This is a genomic window from Pseudomonas sp. NFPP07 (assembly GCF_900115645.1).
Lineage (GTDB): Bacteria > Pseudomonadota > Gammaproteobacteria > Pseudomonadales > Pseudomonadaceae > Aquipseudomonas > Aquipseudomonas chlororaphis.
Window position 1 is genome coordinate 149,273 of record NZ_FOXG01000010.1, and the last position, 18,391, is coordinate 167,663.

Consider the following 18,391-nt stretch of genomic DNA (forward strand, 5'->3'; position numbering starts at 1 on the left):
GAGCTTGCTCGCGATAGAAGTTTCCCGGCCAACACGTCTCAGATCAGAGACAAATATCCTCAAAACTTTCCAATAAAAACAAGAATACCTTTATAAATCAAACGCTTAACCATCTGGCACAAAACTCGCTATAGCCCCTCCCACACCCGCAACACCCTACAAAAATAACAATCCTGGAGAGACACACCATGAGTGTGATCATTGCCCTAGCAGCCCTCGCGCTGCTGATGTTGGCTGCTTACCGTGGCTACAGCGTTATCCTCTTTGCCCCCATCGCCGCCCTCGGCGCCGTCCTGCTCACCGACCCGTCCGCCGTGGCGCCCGCCTTCACCGGCGTGTTCATGGAGAAGATGGTCGGCTTCATCAAACTCTACTTCCCGGTGTTCCTGCTCGGCGCGGTGTTCGGCAAGCTGATCGAGCTGTCGGGCTTCTCCCGCTCCATTGTCGCGGCGGCCATCCGCCTGCTCGGCACCCGCCAGGCGATGCTGGTGATCGTGCTGGTCTGCGCCCTGCTGACCTACGGTGGCGTCTCGCTGTTCGTGGTGGTGTTCGCGGTCTACCCGTTCGCCGCGGAGATGTTCCGCCAGAGCAATATCCCCAAGCGCCTGATCCCGGCGACCATCGCTCTCGGCGCGTTCTCCTTCACCATGGACGCCCTGCCCGGCACCCCGCAGATCCAGAACATCATCCCCAGCACCTTCTTCAACACCACCGCCTGGGCCGCGCCCTGGCTGGGGGTGATCGGCACCGTCTTCGTGTTCTGCGCCGGCATGCTGTTTCTCCAGCGCCAGCGCAACAAGGCGCACAACGCCGGTGAAGGCTACGGCAGCGACCTGCGCAACGAGCCGGAAACCGCCGCCGACATCCAGCTGCCCAACCCCTGGATCGCCCTGTCGCCACTGCTGCTGGTGGGCCTGATGAACCTGCTGTTCACCCACTGGATTCCCCAGTGGTACGGCAAGACCCACAGCCTGGCCCTGGCCGGCATGGCCGCCCCGGTGCAGACCGACGTCGCCAAGCTCACCGCCATCTGGGCGGTCCAGGCCGCCTTGCTGGTGGGCATCATCATGGTCCTGGTGTTCGGCTTCTCGGCCATTCGCGGCAGGCTGGCCGAGGGCAGCAAGAGCGCGGTCAGCGGCGCCCTGCTGGCGGCGATGAACACCGCTTCGGAATACGGCTTCGGCGCGGTGATCGCCTCCTTGCCGGGCTTCCTGGTGCTGTCGGACTGGCTGAAAAGCATCCCCAACCCGCTGGTCAACGAAGCCATCACCGTGACCCTGCTGGCCGGCATCACCGGCTCCGCCTCGGGCGGCATGAGCATCGCCCTGGCGGCCATGTCGGAGACCTTCATCAGCGCCGCCCACGCCGCCAACATCCCGCTGGAAGTGCTGCACCGCGTGGCCGCCATGGCCAGCGGCGGCATGGACACCCTGCCGCACAACGGCGCGGTGATCACCCTGCTGGCGGTTACCGGGCTGACCCACCGCCAAGCCTACAAGGACATTTTCTGCATTACGCTGATCAAGACCCTGGCCGTCTTCGTCGTGATCGCCACTTTCTACGCCACCGGCATTGTGTGAGGTATTCATGAGCAATCTTGCGGGCAAGACCGCCCTCGTCACCGGCTCCACCAGCGGCATCGGCTTAGGGATCGCCCTGAGCCTGGCCAAGGCCGGCGCCAACCTGATCCTCAACGGCTTCGGCGATGCCTCGACGGTGCTCGCCGAGGTCGCACGCCTCAATAAAGACCACGGCGGCAAGGTCGGCCATCACCCGGCCGACGTCAGCGACCCGGCGCAGATCGCCGACATGCTCGCCTACGCCGAGCGCGAGTTCGGCGGCGTCGACATCCTGGTCAACAACGCCGGCATCCAGCATGTGGCGGCGGTGGAGGAATTCCCGGTGGAGCGCTGGGACTCGATCATCGCCATCAACCTGTCGTCGGTGTTCCACAGCACCCGCCTGAGCCTGCCCGGCATGCGCGCCAAGGGCTGGGGGCGGATCGTCAACATCGCCTCGGTGCATGGCCAGGTCGGCTCGGTGGGCAAGGCCGCCTATGTGGCGGCCAAGCACGGGGTGATCGGCCTGACCAAGGTGGTCGGCCTGGAAACCGCCACCAGCAACGTCACCTGCAACGCCATCTGCCCGGGCTGGGTCCTGACCCCGCTGGTGCAAAAGCAGATCGACGACCGCATCGCCGCCGGGGTCGACCCGCAACAGGCGCAGCATGACCTGCTGGCGGAAAAACAGCCGTCCCTGGAGTTCGTCACGCCTTCGCAGCTGGGCGAGTTGGTCCTATTCTTGTGCAGTGAGGCCGGCAGCCAGGTGCGTGGCGCGGCGTGGAATATCGACGGCGGCTGGCTGGCGCAGTAAACCGTTGTAGCCGCTGCCGCAGGCTGCGATAAGACCCGAAGAGTCTTTCAGCGCCAGTGATATCGCCACGACCGTTCCGGTCGATCGCAGCCTTCGGCAGCGGCTACAGGTAGAGTTGGACCCGTTTTGTGTGTGCATTAGAAAAACAAGAGGCCACCCATGTCCGAATTACTCTGGCAACCCAGTGCCGAGCGCATCAGCAAGACCCGCATGGAAGCCTTCCGGCGCTTGATCAATCACCGTCACGACCTGGACCTCGACGGCTACCCCGCCCTGCACCAATGGAGCATCGAGCAGCGCGAGGACTTCTGGCAGGCCATCGTCGACTTCTTCGATGTCGAGTTCCATGCGCCCCCCAGCGCGGTGCTGATCGAAGGCCGCGGCATGCCCGCCGCCCAGTGGTTTCCCGACGCCACCCTGAACTTCGCCGAACATCTGCTCAAGCGCCGTGACGACGGCGTCGCGGTAAGCGCGATCAACGAGAACGGCCAGCGCGAACAGCTGACCTACAACCAGCTGGCGGCCCATGTCGCCGGCCTGCAACAGAGCCTGCGGGCGGCCGGCGTCGGCCTTGGCGACCGGGTCGCGGCCTGCATGCCCAACACCTGGCAGACCCTGGTGGGCATGCTCGCCACCGCCAGCCTCGGGGCTGTCTGGTCCAGCTCCTCGCCGGACTTCGGCACCCAGGGGGTGATCGACCGTTTCGGCCAGATCGAACCCAAGGTGCTGATCACCTGCGCCGGCTACCGCTACGCCGGCAAACAGATCGACCAGACGGCCAAGGTCAACGAGATCCTCGAACGCCTGCCGTCCCTGCAACAGCTGATCATCGTGCCGTACGCACGGCCCGAGGCTCGCGCCGAAGACTTCCGCACCTCGGCCAGGGTCGCGCGGTGGGACGACTTCTACCGCCCCGGCGGCGAGCCGGCGTTCGTCGCCGTGCCCTTCGCCCATCCGCTGTACATCCTCTATTCCAGCGGCACCACCGGCGTGCCCAAGTGCATCATCCACAGCACCGGCGGCGTGCTGTTGCAGCACCTCAAGGAGCACGGCCTGCACACCGACCTGCACGCCGGCGAAGTGCTGTTCTACTACACCACCTGCGGCTGGATGATGTGGAACTGGCTGGTCTCCGCCCTGGCGGTGGGCGCCACGGTACTGCTGTACGACGGCTCGCCGTTCCACCCGGCGCCCGAACACTTGATCGACCTGATCGACCAGGAAGGCATCAGTGTCTTCGGCACCAGCCCCAAGTACCTGGTGGCCCTGGAAAAGGCCGGCATCGAGCCGCGCCAGAGCCACTCCCTGGCCAGCCTCAAGACCCTGCTCAGCACCGGCTCGCCGCTGTCGCCGCAGAGCTTCGACTACGTGTACCGCGCGTTCAAACAGGACCTGTGCCTGGCCTCGATGTCCGGCGGCACCGATATCATTTCCTGCTTCATCATCGGCAACCCGCTGCTGCCGGTGCACCGCGGCGAAATGCAGGGCAAGGGCCTGGGCATGGCCGTCGAGGTCTGGAACGACCAGGGCCAGGCGGTGATCGGCGAAAAGGGCGAGCTGGTCTGTACCCGGCATTTCCCGGCCATGCCCATCGGCCTGTGGCACGACCCGCGGCACGAGAAGCTGCGCGCCTCCTACTTCAGCCAGTTCCCCGGGGTCTGGGCCCAGGGCGACTACGCCGAGCAACTGGCCCATGGCAGCTGGCTGATTCACGGCCGCTCGGACGCGGTGCTCAACCCCGGCGGCGTGCGCATCGGCACCGCGGAAATCTACCGCCAGGTGGAGAAACTCGAGCAGGTCCTGGAAAGCCTGGCCATCGGTCAGCAATGGGACAACGACGTGCGGGTGGTGCTGTTCGTGCGCCTGCAGGACGGCGTGCAACTGGACGACGCCCTGCAGGAGCAGATCCGCCAGGTGATCCGCGCCAACACCACGCCAAGGCACGTGCCGGCGAAGATCCTCGCGGTCAGCGACATCCCGCGGACCATCAGCGGCAAGATCGTCGAACTGGCGGTGCGCAACGTGGTGCACGGCCTGCCGGTGAAAAACACCGACGCCCTGGCCAACCCCGAGGCGCTGGAGCAGTTTCGCGATCGCCCTGAGCTACGGGACTGACGGCCGCCCCTGTAGCCGCTGCCGCAGGCTGCGAACGACCCGCAGGGGCGCGATCTCAGGACCGCTGAAGGCTCTGCGGGCCTTTACGCAGCCTCGCAGGCTCGGCAGCGGCTACAAGGGCTGGGCGCGGTGCCAGTTGTAGCCGCTGCCGCAGGCTACGCCCGGCACCGCAGGGGCCGGTTCAAACCGGGCAACCCGGTCCACCAGGACCGGGGAAACCGCCCTCGCACCGGCTACGCCGTCGATCGCAGCCTGCGGCAGCGGCTACAATGCCGGCGTGATGCACGCTCAGGACACCCCCGACATGAACGCCTCCCCCTCCGGCAGCGAAGCCGAAACCCTGATTGCCCGGCTGGACTGGGCCGCCACGCCGCTGGGCGCGGTCGACCACTGGCCGCAGAGCCTGCGCACCGCGGTGGACATCGTGATTCACTCGCCGATGCCGATGCTGCTGTTGTGGGGCGCGCAACTGACACAGATCTACAACGACGGTTTCGCCCTGCTGGCCGGCAACAAGCACCCTGGCGCCTTCGGCCAGTCGACCCACCTGACCTGGCCGGAACTCCAGGACTTCACCGCGCCGATCTACCAAGCCGTGCTGCAAGGCCAGGTGCGCACCTTCAGCGAAAAACCCTTCACCCTGCTGCGCCACGGCCGTGAATCGGACGTCTGGCTGGACCTGACCTACAGCCCGATCCGCGACGAAAGCGGCGAAGTCGCCGGGATCCTGGTCACCAGCATCGAAACCAACGAGCGCCGGCGCATCGCCCTGGAACTGGAGCAGCGTTCGGCGGCCAGCCTCAAGGCCCAGCACGAAACCGAAGAGCGCCTGCAACTGGCGCTGGCAGCGACCGATGCGGTCGGCACCTGGGACTGGGACATCGGCGACGACCGCTTTATCGCCGACGCCCACTTCGCCCAACTGCACAGCATCGACCCGGCCCAGGCCGGGCAACTGCCCATCAGCGACTACCTCAAGGGCGTGCACCCGGAAGACCGCGGCATGGTGGCGCGCAGCATCAAGCACTGCATCACCCACGGCACCGAATACGCCGAGGAATACCGCCTGCAACAGCCCGACGGGCAGATCCGCTGGGTCTTCGCCCGCGGGCGCTGCTACAAGGATCACCACGGCCGGCCGGTGCGCTTCCTCGGCGCCGCCCTGGACCTGACCGACCGCAAGCAGATGGAACAGGCGCTGCGCCAGAGCCAGACCGAATTGCAACTGATCATCAACGCCATGCCGGTGCTGATCGGCTACGTCGACCACGAAGAGCGCTTTCGCCTGAACAACAGCGCCTACCTCGACTGGTACGGCCTGACCCCGCAGGAGCTGTACGGGCGGACCATCCGCGAAGTGGTGGGGGACGAGATCTACGCCACCCGCGCCGACAAGATCGCCGCCGCCCTGGCCGGCAAACCCTGCAGCTTCGAAGCCAACTCGCCGCACCGCGACGGGCGCGCGCGGCACGCGCTGATGAAGTACCTGCCGCGCTACGGCGCCGACGGTGCGATCAATGGTTTCTACATCTTCGTGATCGACGAAACCGAGCGCAAACAGACCGAGGAAGCCCTGCGCAACCTCAATGAAACCCTGGAAGAACGGGTGGCCGAGCGCACCCAGGCGCTGGCCGCCGCCAACCAGCGCCTGCAGAGCGAGATGTTCGAACGCGAACGCGCCGAAAACGCCCTGCGCCATGCGCAGAAGATGGAAGCCGTAGGCCAGCTCACCGGCGGCATCGCCCACGACTTCAACAACATGCTCACCGGCATCATCGGCAGCCTGGAGCTGATGCAGCGCTACATCGACGCCGACCGCAGTGCTGAAATCGGCCGCTTCACCGAAGCGGCGATGTCCTCGGCCAAGCGTGCGGCCGCCCTCACCCACCGCCTGCTGGCGTTCTCCCGACGCCAGTCGCTGGACCGCCGGCCGCTGGAACCGAACCAGCTGGTGCGTTCGCTGCAGGACCTGTTCAACCACACCAAGGGCGAACATATCGAGCTGAAGATGAACCTGGGCGCCAACGTCTGGTCGATCAACAGCGACGCCAGCCAGCTGGAAAACGCCCTGCTCAACCTGGTGATCAACGCCCGCGACGCCATGCCCGACGGCGGCGTGCTGACCATCGAGACCGCCAACAGCTACCTCAACGGCAGCGACCTGGGCACCCTGGAACCGGTCAAGGCCGGCGACTACGTGATGCTCGGCGTCAGCGACAACGGCGCCGGCATGACCCCGCGAGTGCTGGCCAAGGCCTTCGATCCGTTCTTCACCACCAAGCCCATCGGCCAGGGCACGGGCCTGGGGCTGTCGATGATCTACGGCTTCGCCCAGCAATCCGGCGGCCACCTGACCATCAGCAGCGAACCGGGCCAGGGCACCTGCGTGCGCCTGTACCTGCCGCGCCTGTACAGCGGTGCCCAAACCGCCAGCCCGGCACCGGCCAGCGTCGAAGCGCCGTATGCGGTGGCCGGCGAATCGGTGATGCTGGTGGAGGACGACCCGGCGGTGCGTATGCTGGTGCTCAACGTGCTGAGCGAACTGGGCTACAGCGCCTTCGAGGCCGAGGACGCCAAGAGCGCCTTGCCGTTGCTGGAGTCCGAGCGGCGCGTCGACCTGCTGGTGACCGATGTCGGCCTGCCGGGCATGAACGGCCGGCAACTGGCGGAGATCGCCCGCCAGCAGCGGCCGGAACTCAAGGTACTGTTCATGACCGGTTACGCGGAAACAGCCGCCGAGCGCCAGGGCTTTCTCGACGCCGGCATGGACCTGATCGCCAAGCCGTTTTCCATCGAGGCGCTGGCCCAGAAGATTCGTCAGATGATCGGCCGGCAGGGCTGATTTCAGGCATAATCCGCCCCCGCCGTCCGCACCGTTCCAAGGTAATTACCCCATGAAAGCCCAAGCCCGCCACATCCTGGTGAAAACCGCCGAAGAGGCCGAACAGCTCAAGCAGCGCATCGCCAAGGGCGAAGCCTTCGACGTGCTGGCGAAGAAATACTCCACCTGCCCCTCCGGCAAACGCGGCGGCGACCTGGGTGAAGTGCGGCCGGGACAGATGGTCGGGGCCATCGACCAGGTGATCTTCAAAAAGCCCCTGCGCACCGTGCACGGGCCGATCAAGAGCAAGTTCGGTTACCACCTGGTGCAGGTGTTCTACCGCGATTGACCGCGTCGCTCACCACGCTTCGACCACGCCCCTGTAGCCGCTGCCGAGCCTGCGAGGCTGCGATCGACGGCGCAGCCGGCGCAAGGGCGGTATCCCCAATCTTTCAGGTAGACCGCGCTGCCAGGTTTTGCGGCCCCTGCGGTGCCGATCGCAGCCTCGCAGGCTCGGCAGCGGCTACAGGCTGGCGTCAGGCTCTTGGGATCAACGCCCCCGGCACCTGGATCACCCGGCTCGCCAAGCGATGCCCGGCCTGCGCCGCCTGCTGCGGACTGCCGCCTTTCAAGCGGCACGCCAGATACGCCGCACTGAACGAATCCCCCGCCGCCGTGGTGTCCACCACCTGCTCCACCCGCTGCGCCGGCACCTCGAACGACTCGCCGCCACAGCGGATCAGGCACGCTTCGGCGCCCCGCTTGAGCACCACTTCCGGCGTGTCCGCGTAGGCCGCCAATACCGCCTGACTGTCGGCATAACCGAACAGCGCCTGCTCGTCATCCACCGTCAACAGCGCCAGATCGACATAGGCCAGCACCTGGCGATAAGCCGCCTGCGCCTGCTCCACCGAGGCCCAGAGCCGTGGCCGGTAGTTGTTATCGAAGACGATCTGCGCCCCACGCTTGCGTGCTTCAACCAAGGTCTCGATCAGCTTCTTGCGCCCCAACTCGCCGAGCACCGCCAGGGTGATGCCGCTGAAATACAGCACCGCGTAGGCCGGCAACGCCGCGAGGATCGGCTCGGCCGCGGGGGTGGTGAAACAGTCGCGCACCGCCGCTTCGTTGCGCCAGTAAAGAAAGCGCCGCTCGCCCTTGGCGTCGGTCTGGATGCAATACAACCCGGGCAAGCGCCCCGGCAGGCGCTGGACCATGCCCAGGCCGATGCCTTCCTCGGCCCAGCTGTAGCACATGGCGTCGCTGAAGCTGTCGTCACCGAGGGCGGTGACATAGTCGACATGGGCGCCCTCGCCCAATTCACGGGCCAGGTACACGGCGGTGTTCAGGGTGTCGCCGCCGAAGCTCTGTTGCAGGCTACCGTCGGCGCGGTGTTGCAGTTCGATCATGCATTCGCCGATCAGGGCGATGCGTTTCCCGGTGCTGGAAGTGTTCATGGTGGAGGCGTCTCTGACAGTTTTTTGTTGTTGGGGAGAACGTCATCGCGGGCAAGCCGGATCGTCGACCGGCCGTTCCTACAAGGGCAATGCGGTCCTTTGTAGGAGCAGCCGGTCGACGCTCGATTGCTCGCGATAGCCGCAACGCGGCGATGGTCGCCTTAGAAACAGGTCTCCATGCTCTCCAGCACATCCATCCGCTCATCCACCAGCAACCCGGTGCGCCACTTATCAAAGGTCAAACACGGGTGCGAAGTACCGAAGGCAATAATGTCCCCCACCCGCAACTCAACCCCCGGCGCCACGGTCATGAACGCATGCTGGTCCATCACCGCCGTGACCTTGCAGGCACTGACATCATCACCTTTGGCCGGCAGCACGCCCGGCTTGTAGCGCAACAATGGCACCGGCAGACCGGCGTCATAAGCCACGTCGCGCTTGCCCAGGGCGATCACCGCGAACCCCGGCTCCGGCAGGGACTGCACATGGGCCCAGACCTCCAGCGCCGGGCGCAGGCCTTCGTGCAGGTCGCTGCGCCGGTCGAGCACGCAGCACTGCGCCTCTTTATAGATGCCATGGTCGTGGGCCACGTAACTGCCGGGGCGCAGCACGCTGAGGAACCGCCCCTGAGCGTTCTGCGCCTCGAAGGATTCGGCGATCAGGTCATACCAGGCCGACCCCGAGGCGGTGATGATCGGCTTATCGATAGCGAACAGCCCGTCCTCCTGCAACTGCACCGCCAGGCGCACCAGGGACGCGGCGAACTCCCGAATGCCACTTACCGCGTGATCGCCATGGATCACCCCTTCGTAGCCCTCGATACCACACAAGGCCAGGGCCGGTTGCGCCTTGATCGCCTGCGCCAACGCCAGCACTTCCTGCTCGCTGCGGCAGCCACAACGGCCGCCGACCACGCCGTACTCGATCATCACGTTCAGGCACACCCCGCGCGCGGCGAAGAACTGCCCGAGGTCGGCGACGTTGTCCGGGTGATCGACCATGCAATAGAAGTCGAACGTCGGGTCGGCCAGCAGCTCGGCGATCAGCCCCATGTTCGGCGCGCCCACCAACTGGTTGGCCATCAGCACCCGACGCACGCCGTGGGCATAGGCCGCACGGGTCTGCACCGCGGTGGCCAGGGTGATGCCCCAGGCGCCCGCCTCCAACTGCCGACGGAACAGCGCCGGGGTCATGCTGGTCTTGCCGTGGGGCGCCAGCTCGGCGCCGCTGTCGCTGACGAACTTCTGCATCCAGCGGATGTTGTGTTCCAGCGCCGCGCGGTGCAGCACCAGGGCCGGCAGGCTGACATCGCGCACCAGGCTGACGCCCGGTTGAGCGGCGCCCTTTTCCACCGCGGCATTGATCAAGGCAGAAGACATATTCGAACTCCTTACGGCGCAGCCACAGGGGCTGGCATTAGTCGTTGATGCGACGGGCCAGGCGATTCGCGCTGTCGATCAGCACCCGGCGGTAGTCGGCGTAATTGTTCTGTGCATCGGCCCGTGGCGCGACGATGCACAGGGTGCAGATGCACACCCCGCGCTCGTCCCGCACCGGAGCGGCGAAGCAATGGGTAAAGGTGTCGGCCACACTGTCGAAGGAAAAGAAACCGTCCTGCGTGGCCTGGCGGATTTCCTTCAAGAAGGTCGCCACAGGCAGGCGTTCCCCGTCGGGGAGCATGAAGTCGCGCTCGTCGATCAACTCGACGATCTGCTCATCGCTCAAATGCCCCAGCAACAAGCGCCCGGAAGCGGTCCAGGGAATCGGCGCGTTCTCGCCGATATTCGAGGAGATGCGGAAATGCCGCTCGCCCTCCTTCATCAGCGCCACCGTGTATTTGCGCCCGTTGAGCAGGCACATCTGCGCGGTCTCGCGGGTCTGGCTGACGATCTCCTGCAAGGCCGAGTCGGCCTCGCGGGTCAGGTCGAAATGGCGCAGATGGGCCTGCCCAAGAAAGTACAGCTGACGCCCCAGGTACACATGCCCATCCTGGCCCACCGGCTCCAGAACCCGCCGCTCCAGCAAGGACGCCACCAGTTCGTACACCGTGGACTTGGGGCTGCCGATCCCCTTGGCGATATCGTTGGGCCGCAACGGCTGGCCGATCTCCTTGAGGAAATCGAGAATATCGAACGCCCGGTCCAGCCCCTTGGCCCGACGCTTGATGGTGTCTTCAGTCATCTTTGTGCCTTTTGCAAAACTGCGAAATTTCCGGCGCCCCAAAACCCCGGCACTGCCCCTATCCCCGTAGCCGCTGCCGAGCCCGCGAGGCTGCGATCGACCGCAACGCGGGCGCAGGCTCTTGAAGTCGTCGCGCCCCCTACGGGGTCGATCGCAGCCTCGCCAAAGCTCGGCAGCGGCTACAACAAACCCCACCCGCCCCTGTAGGAGCGAACTTGCTCGCGATCAGCGGTCCACAGTCCTACTTCTTCTTGTAAGCCACGCAATCGATCTCGACCTTGCAATCCACCATCATGCTGGCCTGCACACAGGCCCGCGCCGGCGCATGCTCCGGCTTGAAATACTCACCGAACACCTTGTTGAAACTCCAGAAATCCCGCGGATCCTCCAACCACACCCCAACCCGCACCACATCCTCCAGGCCATACCCCGCCTCCTCCAGAATCGCCACCACATTGCGCATCGTCTGATGCGTCTGCTCAACGATCCCGCCATGAATAATTTCACCATCCAGCGCCGGCACCTGACCGGACACATACAACCAACCATCGGCCTCAACGGCACGAGCGAAAGGACGAGGCTGGCCACCACCGGCGGTGCTGCCGGTGCCGTAGCGAGTGATGCTCATGGGTGTTTCTCCTGATTGAAAAATGAAGGGTTGAAAACCTGGTTGCTCAGAGGCCAGAGCAAATGCAACCACAAAAACGCACGCCCTCAACAGACAAAAGCCGTGATGCATGACAATACCGGCCAACCAAATAATTCCGCTATAACGGACACAAATTCGTGATACCGGATTAAACAACAAAAAATGATCCATAGGCAATGCCCATGAGATCGGAGACGGAGGAGTAGGGAAAATTTTTGAGACGTAGGGGGATAGGAAATGGACGCTAGGAAGATGCATGAAGTGATACAGAAGGACGCAGAAGATCACGTAGCGGTACAGGTAGATGATTTTTGCATGTAGATTAAAACACCTCAGAATTTAGTTCTCACCTATCAACCCCATGATCAAAAAGCAGACACCACTTTTGAAAAATAGTGTTATTCAAACAGAACCAAGAACTATCAATATCGCAGAGGCACTTACTAGCAAAACTTTGCAAAACAATAAATCATTGAAACACAAAACACACACTACCAATGTAAAACTTAAGAACAACCAAACCTAAAGCATTAGAAAACATAGAGCCGCACTAGCAACAGTTATTAGAAAATCCCCTCCCGAACCCCGCTAGCTACATTACAACCTTCAGATTGACGTTTACATCAACCGACCCACACACATTTCATAAAAGCCACAATACCTAAAGAAACAGATCCGTTAAATCCAGTTAGCTCGCCCAGAGCCGGGCAGATTAAATCATTAATCTACCCATGCCGAAAGATAGCGCTTGCGGCCTCACGAAACCGTTACCTTTGAATTCTAATCTCAGGGTTTTCTGGCACTCCCTCAGGTAAAGTCTCAGGGGCTGGTTTTTCGGTAGGAGGTATCGCCTCTATTACACCTACATGCTCCACTACTGACTGTTCGACATGTTGATGGAGCCCTTCAGGCTGCTCCACTCTTAGAGTCGGCACCTCTGCACTATTAAATATAGAATCCACTAAACGACTTCCAGCCCCTACCACTTTAGCTAGCACACGAAGCTGCTCCTTACAAGCAACACTTTCAGTTGGGCTGGGGTAATTCAAAGTATGATCAACCTCACCCCATATCTCTTCAAACAAGGTTCTCACTTGAACCTCACAAACCAAGGGGGACTCAGCTCTAGGTCGAATAACATAGTGAACACTTGTATAGTGACTATCTTTAACCTTAGTTCCTATCCCAAGAGACTCGAAATAAGAAGCAGAGTCAGGATCCCACGTGTAAGCCTTGGGCTCTTCATGGAGAGCCCAATCACCAGAATTTATTTTCTTAATAATCTCAGAGTGCACAGCACCATACTGCTTTTGATGCAGAAGAAGAACCCTCACCCCAGCAAGATCTGTTAAGCTCCCAAAAACTTCAAGCGAAATCCAACCTTCTCTTTCTTCTGCTTGATTTATCGCATCCCCAATTAGCTTTCTAGAAATCTTTTCTGCGAGATGGTCTCTATCTTTTAAGCGACTCTTAACTGAATGCACTATTGGGGGCTTGCACTTAGAAAGCTTAGGATGTGTATCAAACCAACCTTGAACTTGGCTTTTAAACAAAGACAATTCATGCTCTATCTCCCCAAACTGCTCAAGACAATATGCCGTCACTTCCTCTAGGCTAGCCATTAATTCACCCTAATGTAGCAATTCTAGAGAGAACATCATTACTGAAGGACTCATATTTTTCGTAAGTACCTTCATACACTGACTTGTTCGCTGTAACAGTGCTGTAATCATCTCCAAGATTTGAGTAACCCGGCACATCCCACATAGGTAGATGATATTTCTGAGACATACCCGTTAGTGTGTTATGGGTATGCATAATGGACGTCCCACCTATGGGGTGCGCCATAGTATTTTCAGGAACATGATTTCTTACTTCACTTGGGATATAAGAAATTATCTCCTGAGGAATCTGCATTGCATAATTATAATGTGCCTTTGCCAAATCCCAAGGAGAAACCCCCGTATATTTTTTTGCATTATAGATTGTAAACCCTAGAAGACTAACAAATCGCTCCGGAAACTGACTTCTTTTTTCATCAGATAACAATTGATATATAGTATTAAACTGCTTTTGCCACATCCCCAAAGCGCTACCCAAATTTCTGATCCCGTACAATGAAAACATATCAGGAGCGCACGGTATTAAAAAACCATCCGTAGTCGATATAACCACCTTATTTAATGCCCCAAGACTTGGAGAGGTATCCATAATCACATAGTCATAATCATAAATTTCCGCATATTGGTCGGCAAGCTCTCGAATCCGAGTAATTGTTCTTATGGCCAAAGGATCGCCTTGGTAAACGTCACTCCACCTACTAGAAATTTTGTCTTCATAAAGGTGCATAGTTAATCGCCCAGGAATAAGATGAAGATTAGGCGCCAATAGTACGGGTGGAGGTAACACATCTAGCTCGGCAGTACCTTCCTGTGTCGGCATCAACAAATAATGAACAGTCCGAGTACTTCTATTCATCTTGGTAAATGAATCACCAGCCCGTTCCCTTGTACTTTTGAAATCCTGTATGTAACCATCTTCACTTTCCCAGACTTTTAAAAGCCAATCCTGAGGAACAGATAGAGCAGTAATATTACATTGAGGATCAAGGTCAAATATAAGAACCTTTTTACCCATCGAAGAGAGGGCGTGAGCCATATGATAGGTAAGAGTTGTTTTGCCAACACCACCTTTATTATTAAATACAGAAATCGTCTTCATCTCACCCCATCCAATCCAAGATCGCTAAAAATCCAAAACCCATCAAGCAAACAATATAGATATCTTTTAAGGTTTCTTGATACTTCTAAAAGTAAAATCAAGAATAACAACCTTTTTGACTTTCGGAAATCAACAACAAAGCTAGCAAAAAGCCATGACTACGTCCACCGTAACTTTTCAATATTCTTTGCTCAAATAACTCAAATCATTTTTAAAGCCAATCCCTTATGCAGATAGATATTCCCTATATTCCTAGTGAGCAGACGCAACTGTCTTGCCCCTTTCCCTCTATACCCTTATAGTCTGATCCGTCGCTGCAAATTCAGCGACCTGACTTGGCCGTCAGCATCCTAAGCGCACAGGCGCTCCCCATAACAAGGCAAGCGCTTTTTTTGCGCTCGCACGTTCGTGTTATGGCGACTGTGCGTGGGACACCTTCGGGTGTGCCGGGATGCTTAGGCCCGGTCGGCCAACCCGCGTACAGTTGCCACCCTGCTTCGCTTGGCCGCGATTGGTGGTAGCTACCTAAGTTATGGAGCGTCACTGATATGGATTACCAACCTTTCACCTCCTCCAACACCACCGACCATCCCGTCGCCTTTATCAACCCGCAAGCCCCCTTGCTTGACCTGCTGACCTACGCCGGCCTGCGCATCCGCGCTGCCCGCGACATGCTGGACAGCGTGTCCGGCATGACCAGCCGCAACGCCGACGACCTCGACCTGATGCGCTTCTCCAGCGCGGCAACCTTGTTATTGCAGGACGGATGCGATGTGTTGCACGTGGTTGAACAACGAGCAATGGACCTGCCAAAGCCTTAAACCACGGCGCCTAGCCTTTGCTCTTGCTGTGCTTTGGTTTTGGCTTTGTTTTTGATCTTGATCCACCCGCCCCATCGGGAGGCCGAGTGGAGGTTCTGCGCAGTGGGCAACTCGGCAAGGATGCCGAGTTAGCCGCCCCAGGCCATGGATGGCCTGTGGCGGCGGCCCACGGAGCAGGACCGGAGCGAGGGAACCTGAGCGCAGCGAAGGCCGTACGCAGGGGCAAGACTTTTTGGTTACTTTTGGGGCGTTTGCCAAAAGTGACCCGCCGTAAGGGCGGAACCATAAGTAGCCGTGACCGCAGGAATGGATATGTACCCCGTCCCAAAAATGCAGCGCCAGCACAGACGCCATCGCGGGCAAGCCTCGCTCCTACAGAAGCTTGTAAAAAGTGCCCCGCCGTCAGGGCGAGACCATAAGCCGCCGTGACCGCAGAAACGGATATGTACCCGTCCAAAAAATGCAGCGCCGGGACGGACGCTATCGCGAGCAAGCTTCGCTCCTACAGGTCGGTGTCATACCGAGAAATCGTGGCTACCGCAGTAACACCCATGCAGGCCACCACCCTATTCCACTGCTCAAATCGCGGATTCAGGTTTGGCGGGCGCTAGCGCCCGATCGCAGCCTGCGGCAGCGGCTACAGAGTCCGTGGTGTTACCTATGTGCTTGAACGAATCTGCTACCCATGTGGGTGAACCAGCCCCCAACAAAGGACCATTAGCGCGGGGATGCATAGGTATACCGGCCAGCACCACCAGTGACGCCACTACCGTCATCGCGAGCAAGCTCGCTCCTACAGGGTGGAAGCGTGGGGCCGGGGCTCTGCCCTGGTGGATCGCAAGCATTATTGCAATCCCCACAACAGCTCATTGCAAAAGATAGCTAGCTAACTATCAAGAATTCTTATTACCCTCCGGTCTCCAGCCAAATGCTGTCCGCAGGGGCTCTAGCCTGCCTATCCGGACAGCATCGATTACTGATGAGGTCACCCATGGAACCAGGCAGTTATCAATTGAGCATGAGCGTGCTCATGACGCCCGACAAAGCCAATTTCTCCGGCAACGTGCACGGCGGCGCTCTGCTGAAGTTGCTCGACGAAGTGGCCTTCGCCTGTGCCAAGCGCTATGCCGGGCGCTATGTGGTCACGCTGTCGGTGGATCAGGTGATCTTCAAGGAGCCGATCCATGTCGGCGAGCTGGTGACCTTCCTCGCCTCGGTCAATTACACCGGGCGCACCTCGATGGAGGTCGGGGTCAAGGTGATGACCGAGAACATCCACGAACGCACGGTGCGCCACACCAACAGTTGCTACTTCACCATGGTCGCCGTCGACCCCGACGGGCGCCCGCACCCGGTGCGCGCCTTCGTGCCGGAAACCGCCATCGAACAACGCCGCTACGCCCAGGGCTTGCTGCGTAAACAGCAGCGCCAGGAGTTGCAGGAACGCTATCGGCAGATCCGTAACTCGGATTGAACCCGCCCTGCCCGCCTGAACCCATGTCTTGCGATTTGCCCAAGGAACGACCATGAAGATATCGCTGCTCAGTCGCTACGCGACCCTGACCCTATGCCTTGCCCTTACCTTGTTCGGCCTGTTGTATTGGCCCGCCAGCCTCTGGGGCCAGGGGCTGATCGTGCTGGCCGGGGTGCTCAGCCTGGTCGGCCTCAACGACCTGCTGCAAAGCCACCATGCGGTGCGCCGCAACTACCCGGTCATCGGCAATATCCGTTACCTGATCGAGTCGATTCGACCGGAGATCCGCCAGTACCTGCTGGAAGGCGACGACGAGAAGCTACCCTTCTCCCGCTCGCAGCGTTCGATGGTCTACGCCCGCGCCAAGAACCAGCCCGCGGAAAAGGCCTTTGGCACCCTGGCCGACGTCTATCAGCCCGGCTTCGAATTCATCAGCCATTCCATGGTCCCGGGCGATGCCTGTGACCCCAGCCAGTTCCGCGTGGTCGTAGGCGGGCCGGATTGCCTGCAGCCCTACAGCGCCTCGGTGTTCAACATCTCGGCCATGAGCTTCGGTGCGCTGAGCGCCAACGCCATCCGCGCCCTGAACAAAGGCGCCCGACTCGGCGGCTTCGCCCACGACACCGGAGAAGGCAGCATCAGCCCCTATCACCAGGAATTCGCCGGCGACCTGATCTGGGAAATCGGCAGCGGCTACTTCGGTTGCCGCACCCTGGACGGTCGTTTCGATGCCCAGCGCTTCTCCGAGCAGGCCAGCCATCCGCAGGTGAAGATGATCGAGATCAAGCTCAGCCAGGGCGCCAAGCCCGGCCATGGCGGCATCCTGCCCAAGCACAAGGTCACCGCCGAAATCGCCAAGACCCGTGGCGTGCAGATGGGCCATGACTGCGTGTCGCCGGCGCGGCACTCCGAGTTCAGCACGCCCATGCAACTGCTGGAGTTCATCGTCAAGCTGCGCAACCTGTCCGGTGGCAAGCCGGTGGGCTTCAAGTTCTGCGTGGGTCATCCCTGGGAGTTCATGGCCATCGTCAAGGCCATGCTCGAGACCGGCATCCAGCCGGACTTTATCGTGGTCGACGGCAAGGAAGGCGGCACCGGCGCCGCGCCTCGCGAGTTCACCGACAACATCGGCATGCCCATGCGCGAGGGCCTGCTGTTCGTGCATAACACCCTGGTCGGCGCCGGCCTGCGCTCACAGATCAAGCTGGGCGCCAGCGGCAAGGTGATCAGTGCCTTCGACATCGCCAGCGTGCTGACCATCGGCGCCGACTGGGTCAATGCCGCGCGCGGTTTCATGTTCGCCATCGGCTGCATCCAGTCGCAAAGCTGCCACACCAACAAATGTCCCACCGGCGTCGCCACCCAGGACCCGCTGCGCCAGAAAGCGCTGCAGGTCACGGACAAGGCCGAGCGGGTGCACAACTTCCATCGCAACACCCTGGTCGCCCTCGGCGAGATGCTCAGCGCCGCCGGCCTCGACCACCCGGCGCAGTTGCAGGCCAAGCACCTGGTACGGCGCCTGACCACCACCGAGGTTCGACTGTTCTCGCAGATCCACGTGTTCCTCGAACCCGGCGAGCTGTTGCAACGCCCCATCAGTTCGGAGTTCTACGCACGCATGTGGAACATGGCCCAGCCCCACAGCTTTGCGCCGCTGGTTGTGGCTACGCCCGCCAGGATTGAGCGGCTGACGCCGGCTTAGTTTTTGAAGGACGCGGTGGCCGCTCGCGCTGGATGATGGGTGTCAGGTCCAGGGTTGAAGGGTGGCGGCTGCCGGCGTCA

The 18,391-nt window shown here is 60.8% G+C and carries 14 protein-coding genes; 8 read left to right on the forward strand and 6 right to left on the reverse strand.

The window, feature by feature from the left end:
• The first annotated feature begins 188 nt into the window (after positions 1–188).
• From BM019_RS24825 to BM019_RS24845, 5 genes are all read left to right on the forward strand, one after another.
• On the forward strand, positions 189–1,580 hold the full coding sequence (locus tag BM019_RS24825; RefSeq protein WP_062822788.1) for a GntP family permease: 1,392 nt from the start codon (positions 189–191) through the stop codon (positions 1,578–1,580).
• Between the two features lie 7 nt (positions 1,581–1,587).
• Entirely contained in the window at positions 1,588–2,373 is a 786-nt protein-coding gene (locus tag BM019_RS24830; RefSeq protein WP_009044420.1) for a 3-hydroxybutyrate dehydrogenase, read from the forward strand.
• Positions 2,374–2,532: 159 nt separating this feature from the next.
• Positions 2,533–4,488, forward strand: a complete 1,956-nt coding sequence (locus tag BM019_RS24835) for an acetoacetate--CoA ligase (RefSeq protein WP_092421077.1) — start codon at positions 2,533–2,535, stop codon at positions 4,486–4,488.
• A 304-nt stretch (positions 4,489–4,792) separates the two neighbouring features.
• Entirely contained in the window at positions 4,793–7,330 is a 2,538-nt protein-coding gene (locus BM019_RS24840; RefSeq protein ID WP_092421080.1) for a PAS domain-containing sensor histidine kinase, read from the forward strand.
• 52 nt (positions 7,331–7,382) lie between these two features.
• A complete protein-coding gene (locus BM019_RS24845; protein WP_007932676.1) occupies positions 7,383–7,658 on the forward strand; it encodes a peptidylprolyl isomerase in 276 nt (91 codons plus the stop codon).
• Between the two features lie 187 nt (positions 7,659–7,845).
• Here the strand turns inward: BM019_RS24845 and BM019_RS24850 are convergent, their stop codons facing one another.
• The 6 genes from BM019_RS24850 to BM019_RS24875 form a co-directional block, all read right to left on the reverse strand.
• Entirely contained in the window at positions 7,846–8,763 is a 918-nt protein-coding gene (locus BM019_RS24850; protein ID WP_092421083.1) for a sugar kinase, read from the reverse strand.
• Positions 8,764–8,924: 161 nt separating this feature from the next.
• A complete protein-coding gene (locus BM019_RS24855) occupies positions 8,925–10,142 on the reverse strand; it encodes an amino acid deaminase (protein ID WP_092421090.1) in 1,218 nt (405 codons plus the stop codon).
• 37 nt (positions 10,143–10,179) lie between these two features.
• Complete coding sequence (locus tag BM019_RS24860) at positions 10,180–10,944, reverse strand: IclR family transcriptional regulator (protein ID WP_009044425.1); 765 nt, start codon at positions 10,942–10,944, stop codon at positions 10,180–10,182.
• 241 nt (positions 10,945–11,185) lie between these two features.
• Positions 11,186–11,572, reverse strand: coding sequence for a RidA family protein (locus tag BM019_RS24865; protein WP_007927369.1), 387 nt, complete (start codon positions 11,570–11,572; stop codon positions 11,186–11,188).
• Between the two features lie 788 nt (positions 11,573–12,360).
• The gene (locus BM019_RS24870) at positions 12,361–13,215 is read right to left on the reverse strand and encodes a RelA/SpoT domain-containing protein (protein ID WP_092421091.1); all 855 of its coding nucleotides are present in this window, start codon (positions 13,213–13,215) and stop codon (positions 12,361–12,363) included.
• Between the two features lie 4 nt (positions 13,216–13,219).
• Complete coding sequence (locus BM019_RS24875; protein ID WP_092421092.1) at positions 13,220–14,314, reverse strand: ParA family protein; 1,095 nt, start codon at positions 14,312–14,314, stop codon at positions 13,220–13,222.
• Between the two features lie 548 nt (positions 14,315–14,862).
• On the opposite strand from BM019_RS24875, the gene BM019_RS24880 reads away from it, so the two are divergent.
• From BM019_RS24880 to BM019_RS24890, 3 genes are all read left to right on the forward strand, one after another.
• Positions 14,863–15,135 carry a hypothetical protein gene (locus tag BM019_RS24880; protein WP_092421093.1) on the forward strand — a complete coding sequence of 91 codons (273 nt, stop codon included), beginning with the start codon at positions 14,863–14,865 and terminating at the stop codon, positions 15,133–15,135.
• A gap of 991 nt (positions 15,136–16,126) precedes the next feature.
• Positions 16,127–16,609: an acyl-CoA thioesterase gene (locus BM019_RS24885; protein WP_009044429.1), complete on the forward strand. Its 483-nt coding sequence runs from the start codon at positions 16,127–16,129 to the stop codon at positions 16,607–16,609.
• A 52-nt stretch (positions 16,610–16,661) separates the two neighbouring features.
• Complete coding sequence (locus BM019_RS24890) at positions 16,662–18,311, forward strand: FMN-binding glutamate synthase family protein (RefSeq protein WP_092421094.1); 1,650 nt, start codon at positions 16,662–16,664, stop codon at positions 18,309–18,311.
• The last annotated feature ends 80 nt before the right edge of the window (positions 18,312–18,391 follow it).

Bases quoted from the DNA above. Each gene is read 5' to 3' on its own strand.
- BM019_RS24825 (WP_062822788.1), top strand. From the start codon at position 189: ATGAGTGTGATCATTGCCCTAGCAGCCCTCGCGCTGCTGATGTTGGCT.
- BM019_RS24830 (WP_009044420.1), top strand. From the start codon at position 1,588: ATGAGCAATCTTGCGGGCAAGACCGCCCTCGTCACCGGCTCCACCAGC.
- BM019_RS24835 (WP_092421077.1), top strand. From the start codon at position 2,533: ATGTCCGAATTACTCTGGCAACCCAGTGCCGAGCGCATCAGCAAGACC.
- BM019_RS24840 (WP_092421080.1), top strand. From the start codon at position 4,793: ATGAACGCCTCCCCCTCCGGCAGCGAAGCCGAAACCCTGATTGCCCGG.
- BM019_RS24845 (WP_007932676.1), top strand. From the start codon at position 7,383: ATGAAAGCCCAAGCCCGCCACATCCTGGTGAAAACCGCCGAAGAGGCC.
- BM019_RS24850 (WP_092421083.1), bottom strand. From the start codon at position 8,763: ATGAACACTTCCAGCACCGGGAAACGCATCGCCCTGATCGGCGAATGC.
- BM019_RS24855 (WP_092421090.1), bottom strand. From the start codon at position 10,142: ATGTCTTCTGCCTTGATCAATGCCGCGGTGGAAAAGGGCGCCGCTCAA.
- BM019_RS24860 (WP_009044425.1), bottom strand. From the start codon at position 10,944: ATGACTGAAGACACCATCAAGCGTCGGGCCAAGGGGCTGGACCGGGCG.
- BM019_RS24865 (WP_007927369.1), bottom strand. From the start codon at position 11,572: ATGAGCATCACTCGCTACGGCACCGGCAGCACCGCCGGTGGTGGCCAG.
- BM019_RS24870 (WP_092421091.1), bottom strand. From the start codon at position 13,215: ATGGCTAGCCTAGAGGAAGTGACGGCATATTGTCTTGAGCAGTTTGGG.
- BM019_RS24875 (WP_092421092.1), bottom strand. From the start codon at position 14,314: ATGAAGACGATTTCTGTATTTAATAATAAAGGTGGTGTTGGCAAAACA.
- BM019_RS24880 (WP_092421093.1), top strand. From the start codon at position 14,863: ATGGATTACCAACCTTTCACCTCCTCCAACACCACCGACCATCCCGTC.
- BM019_RS24885 (WP_009044429.1), top strand. From the start codon at position 16,127: ATGGAACCAGGCAGTTATCAATTGAGCATGAGCGTGCTCATGACGCCC.
- BM019_RS24890 (WP_092421094.1), top strand. From the start codon at position 16,662: ATGAAGATATCGCTGCTCAGTCGCTACGCGACCCTGACCCTATGCCTT.